Source organism: Microcystis sp. LE19-195.1E (genome assembly GCF_027532095.1).
In the GTDB taxonomy this organism is placed as follows: domain Bacteria; phylum Cyanobacteriota; class Cyanobacteriia; order Cyanobacteriales; family Microcystaceae; genus Microcystis; species Microcystis aeruginosa.
In genome coordinates this window covers 1-5607 of record NZ_JAPZSZ010000112.1, presented here as the reverse complement: position 1 = coordinate 5607, position 5607 = coordinate 1, and the positions used below count along the sequence as shown (strand labels likewise).

General features: G+C 45.9%; 5 protein-coding genes and 1 pseudogene. 3 read left to right on the top strand and 3 right to left on the bottom strand.

All coding sequences use genetic code 11. The features are described from left to right. From O9300_RS06945 to gyrA, 3 genes and pseudogenes are all read left to right on the top strand, one after another. Window positions 1-328: hypothetical protein (locus O9300_RS06945; protein ID WP_287970865.1), on the top strand; the 328-nt coding region annotated here is incomplete at its 5' end. A gap of 470 nt (window positions 329-798) precedes the next feature. Further along, window positions 799-1023, top strand: a pseudogene (locus O9300_RS19450) (IS1634 family transposase); the annotation flags it as partial. A gap of 336 nt (window positions 1024-1359) precedes the next feature. Further along, complete coding sequence (gene gyrA, locus O9300_RS06935; RefSeq protein ID WP_287970859.1) at window positions 1360-3912, top strand: DNA gyrase subunit A; 2553 nt, start codon at window positions 1360-1362, stop codon at window positions 3910-3912. A 287-nt stretch (window positions 3913-4199) separates the two neighbouring features. Here gyrA and O9300_RS06930 read toward each other — a convergent pair whose 3' ends face one another. The 3 genes from O9300_RS06930 to O9300_RS06920 all read right to left on the bottom strand — a co-directional run. Next, complete coding sequence (locus O9300_RS06930) at window positions 4200-4730, bottom strand: ComEA family DNA-binding protein (RefSeq protein WP_002759087.1); 531 nt, start codon at window positions 4728-4730, stop codon at window positions 4200-4202. Further along, entirely contained in the window at window positions 4730-5125 is a 396-nt protein-coding gene (locus O9300_RS06925; RefSeq protein WP_002759086.1) for an NINE protein, read from the bottom strand. The genes O9300_RS06930 and O9300_RS06925 overlap by 1 nt, the downstream gene beginning before the upstream one ends. Window positions 5126-5201: 76 nt before the next feature. Beyond that, window positions 5202-5607: RNA-guided endonuclease TnpB family protein (locus O9300_RS06920; RefSeq protein ID WP_287970857.1), on the bottom strand; the 406-nt coding region annotated here is incomplete at its 5' end.

The following is a 5607-nucleotide window of genomic DNA, read 5'->3' as shown; positions in this document are numbered from 1 at the left end:
TTCTCTAGGCTACTATAGTGGACAGTACCTGACTGGTTACTACAACGAAACCTACAACTACGGCTCCTATTCCATCGACTACGTCTATGACTATGGTTATGACCTCGGTTATAGTGGCAGTAACACCGCTATCTACGTCAGCAGCTACTATGATGGTGGTGGAGACTATGATGGAGTCGGCACACCCAGTTACTCAACCAGCTATAACATATACTCCTATGGAGGTTATTCAGGATTAGGTTCAGAGTATGGCTATGCCTACAACTCCTCCTACAACAACAGCGATGCCTATTTTAGCAACTACCACTCGGCCGATCTAGTATTCTAACCGTAGAATACTCTGTCAAGGTAGTATAGCACTAGGCTTTGAGATTAGGTGGCTCCAAACTCTAAAGGCTAGGAATAGTAATGAAAAGCAGATTGCACCGTTCGGCAATCTGCTTTATTCTTGCTTCTATCACTATTCCCGCACTTTTCCCATACATATCTACTACAATAGCCAAAAACCCTTATCCATCAATGGATACACCCATTAACTTTTCTTGATGTACCCATGTTTATTGTAATTCTTAATAGACAAGTGGGAGAAGTTTAGGCTAAAATGGCGGTCACATATAGTCATTCCAGATAAGTCTGATACACTCTAGACTGTTTAAACCCTTATGAACTCTGGCATTGATATTCTCAATTTTAATTGAAATGACTATAGCAGTTTTCATCAGAATGAGGCATGGGCAAGGCGCTTAAACCCTTTGTTGGCAAAACTTGTCGATACCTCAGTAACGTGAAAAGCGCCATATCAACAATCTGAAACTGGCTTTCAAAGGTGCAAAACTGTCAATGACTGAAGGCATTCCCGATCACTTTGAAGTGATTAGAAGTCTTCCTCATGGTCATGTGATGGCTATTTTAGAGACGATTAAAAAATTGGGTTTAGATAAAATAATCAGTGAAAAATCCTCCCGAATCAGAAACTTAGTGGTGGCGATGATTGGGGCAAGAATCATCAATCCTCAAGAGAAAAAACGGAATCAAGATAACTTTCCAGTGCATAGTTTTCGGACTTTATTGGAGGATTTAGAAATAATGAGAATTGCAAATCCATTACTTAAGAACAAATGAACTAACTTGTGATGCTGTGACAGATAGTCCACAGAGTGTCAAGATCGGGCCCGAATGAGGGATGAGACTTTCGGCAAAAGTTTGAGTGCCGCCTCAAACCCCAAAAAAGAGAGATTTTATGGTAAAATAGTCCTACAAATGGGCATATTCTGCACATCAAAAGGGTAAAAACCCGATTTTTAGCGAATTTACTCACAAAAACGCTTTTTTTGCCTTGTTATTGGAGTTAACCCCCCTATGACCGCCGCCCAGGATCATATCGTCCCCACAGACTTAAGCAATGAAATGTCCCGTTCCTATCTAGAATACGCCATGAGCGTCATCGTTGGGCGCGCCTTGCCCGACGCTAGGGACGGACTGAAACCCGTACACCGGCGCATTCTTTATGCGATGTACGAACTAGGATTAACCCCCGATCGCCCCTTCCGGAAATGCGCTAGAGTCGTCGGGGAAGTATTAGGAAAATACCATCCCCACGGGGATACTGCTGTTTACGATGCTCTCGTCCGCATGGCCCAGGATTTCTCCATGCGCGATCCCCTGATTAACGGTCATGGTAACTTCGGATCGATCGATAACGATCCCCCGGCAGCCATGCGTTATACCGAGTGTCGTCTGCACACCCTAGCCACCAACGCCCTACTACAGGATATCGAGTCAGAAACCGTCGATTTTGCCGATAACTTCGATGGTTCCCAACAGGAACCCGTGGTTTTGCCCTCTAGAGTCCCGCAACTGCTAATTAATGGCTCATCCGGCATCGCCGTCGGTATGGCCACCAATATCCCCCCCCACAACCTGGCCGAGATTATCGATGGAACCGTTGCCCTCATCCATAACCCCGATCTCACCGATACGGAATTACAGCGTTATATCCCGGGGCCAGACTTTCCCACCGGGGGGCATATCCTTGGTAGAGACGGCATTCAGGAAGCTTACACCACCGGCCGGGGTTCTATTACCCTGCGGGGAGTCGCCTCCTTTGAAACCATCGAACAAAGGGGAAGACCCGATCGAGATGCTATTATTATCACCGAACTGCCCTATCAAACCAATAAAGCGGCATTAATCGAAAAAATCGCCGATTTGGTCAATGATCGCAAAATAGACGGTATTTCCGATGTGCGGGACGAAAGCGATCGCGACGGCATCCGGGTAGTGATCGAACTGAAACGAGATGCCTATCCCCGCGTCGTCCTCAACAATCTTTATAAACAAACGCCCCTCCAGTCGAATTTTGGGGCGAATATGTTGGCATTAGTCGATAACGAACCGAGATTACTGACCTTAAGGGAGTTTCTTCGGGTTTTCCTCGATTTTCGGGTAGAAGTGATCACCCGTCGTACCCGTTATGAACTCCGCAAGGCCGAGGAAAGGGATCATATCCTTCAGGGTTTACTAATTGCCCTCGCTAGTCTCGATGCAGTCATTGCCCTGATTCGCAGTGCTGCCGACACAGCTAGTGCAAAAGAGGGATTAGTGCAGAATTTTGGCCTCTCAGAGGTGCAAGCGGACGCAATCCTACAAATGCAGCTGCGACGGTTAACCGCCCTAGAATCGGAGAAAATTCAGCAAGAACACGGGGAATTACTGAAAAAAATCGGCGATCTTCAGGATATTTTAGCCAGAAAAGAACGGATCGACAGCATTATCGAGGAAGAACTGCAACAGATCAAAACGATTCACGCTACCCCCCGTCGCACTCATATTGAACAACGGGAAGGAGAAATCGCCGAAACTGACCTGATTGCCAACGAACAGGCCTTAATTCTCGTCACCGAACAGGGTTACATCAAAAGAATGCCCGTTAATACCTTTGAGTCCCAAAATCGGGCGACAAGGGGCAAAGCTGGCGCAAAAATGAAAGAAGACGACGGCATCGATCACTTTATCACCTGCCGCGATCACGATAGCGTTCTCTTTTTCACCGATCGCGGGGTTGTCTATAGTCTCAATGCCTATCATATCCCCACCGGTTCCCGTACCGCTCGCGGCGTTCCCATCGTGCAACTGTTAGAGATTCCCAAAGGGGAGAAAATTACCTCGGTGGTGGCAGTCAGCGAGTTCAGCGAGGATAATTACCTGATTATGCTCACACAAAAGGGATTTATCAAGAAAACCGCCCTCGCTGCCTTTAGTAATATTCGATCGAACGGTTTAATCGCCATTTCTCTCGAAGACGGTGATCAACTGCGTTGGGTTCGCTTGGCCAAAGAGGAAGATAGCGTCATTATCGGTTCTCGTCAGGGGATGGCAATTCATTTTAAGGCCGATAGTCAACAATTGCGCTCCCTGGGAAGGGCAACTAAAGGCGTAAAATCGATGAAATTGCGCTCAGGTGACGAATTAATTAGTATGGACATCCTGCCTAGTCAAATTGTCGCCCAAATCGCTGAATCTAACGAAGAAGAAACCGAGGACGAAAGCGAAGAAATTAACCCCGAAGTGGCTAATAATGGCCCCTGGGTGTTAGCGATTACCATGGCAGGACTAGGAAAACGGGTTCCCGTTACCCTCCTACGTCTGCAAAATCGGGCGGGATTAGGAGTCAGAGTGATTAAATTCCGCAAAAAGAACGATAAATTAGCGGCTCTGCACGTTGTTAACCCCCACGAGGAATTTATGATTATCACCGAACGGGGTATTATCATCCGTCAATCCGTCGATGCTATTACTCCCCAATCGCGATCGGCCGGAGGCATCCGGGTACAAAAACTCGATGAGGACGATGCGATCGCTGCGGTAGCCCTAGTTCCCCCTAATGATGGGGAGGAATCTGAAGACATTTAGATTTGCTGGGAAGTGGGGTGTGGGGTGTGGGGAAGTGGGGAAGTGGGGAAGTGGGGAAATGGGGAAATGGGGAGAATAAATAAAAATAATCTCCTGATTACTGTCTCCTGATTACTGTCTCCTATCTCCTATCTCCTATCTCCTATCTCCTATCTCCTATCTCCTGTCTCCTGTCTCCTGTCTCCTGTCTCCTGTCTCCTATCTCCTATCTCCTGACTCCTATCTCCTATCTCCTGACTCCTATCTCCTGACTCCTATCTCCTATCTCCTTTCCTGAGGATTTGGGATTAAAACTGGAAAAAGTGCATTAATTGGGAGATTTCCTGAGCGTCTAGGGATAAACGCCCTTTAAAATCCACAATATTCTTAAATAATCCCTGTTCTTCCCTGTTTTTAATAATGGCAGCTGCCAAATTATCGCTGATCAGGGGTAAGGTGGTTAACTGCTCGATCGAAGCGGTGTTAGGATTGATTTTAGGGGGTGCGAGGTGACTTTCCCGACTATAATAGGCAAATTCTAGAATCGGCTCCCAAGCTTTCAATCTAGCCACAGGAACACTCAAAGCAGCCGCTAGATCTTCGAGACAAAGCAATTCTACCCCCATACCCGACAATTCCACCAACATTCGCGCTTGATGGATGGATATCCCTGGCAATCGCAGCCAATCATCCACACCCGCTTGACTGACATTAATTTTAATGCCCAATTGCGCCGCCATAGCGATCTCATCGAGGGAACGAAAGCGATAATAGGGATCATTGCTAATTTTGGCTTTTAAAGGGTTAAAAGTGCGCCCTAACCAGTTTTGCGGTGTCATTATAGTAATTGTCGCCGTTTTTCTTCAAATTCGTACTCAGAAATTAATCCTTCTTGCCGGAGGCGCTCTAATTCCCTTAAAGCTGCCCCGATCGCCTCTACTTGTTTAGGCTCTAAACTGGGGACAGTGGCAGCAGCGGTGGCAGTGGGAAAATAGTTAGCCAAAAATTGGTTATCTTGGATTAAATACCACACTGCATCGATCGCGCAGGCCACCCGGGGAATCGGAGTTTGCCAAAGGAGAAGATAAATAATTCCCCAGAGAGGTTGACCGAGATAGAATTTATGAATACCGGCGATAGGAAAGGGTAAAGCGAGAATGCTGCCGATAAAAGCCAAAAAAATCGCTAATTTACGGCTTTTGGGCTTACTTAATAATTTTTCCACCAGAAGCATGAGACCTGTTCGAGATTGATTTTAGCCTGATCTGAACCTTCTATCGTGAACTACTCTCAAGATCGTTGAGAGCTTCCTATTTCACTGGGGATTGCCTCAAGACGGACTTACGCCCAGCTTTTGGTCTTATATCCCCTCTATAGGCAGTATCGCTAGTTCCTAACGACAATATCCGTAAGCTTTCATCTCGAATATTTATTGCCGCATTTATGTCACGATCATGGATTGTTTTGCAATGCACACAAGTCCATATTCTAACATCAAGGGATAAACTACCCACTTGATTTAGACAGACATGACAAGTTTTAGAACTAGGGAAAAACCTATCAACTTCGATATAAGTTTTTCCTTGCCATTCTGCCTTGTATTTGAGCATTGTACAAAACATTCCCCAACTACAATCACTAATAGCCTTAGCTAAATTATGATTGCGTACCATGGCTTTAACATTGAGATTTTCTACCGCAATAACTTGGTTTTCG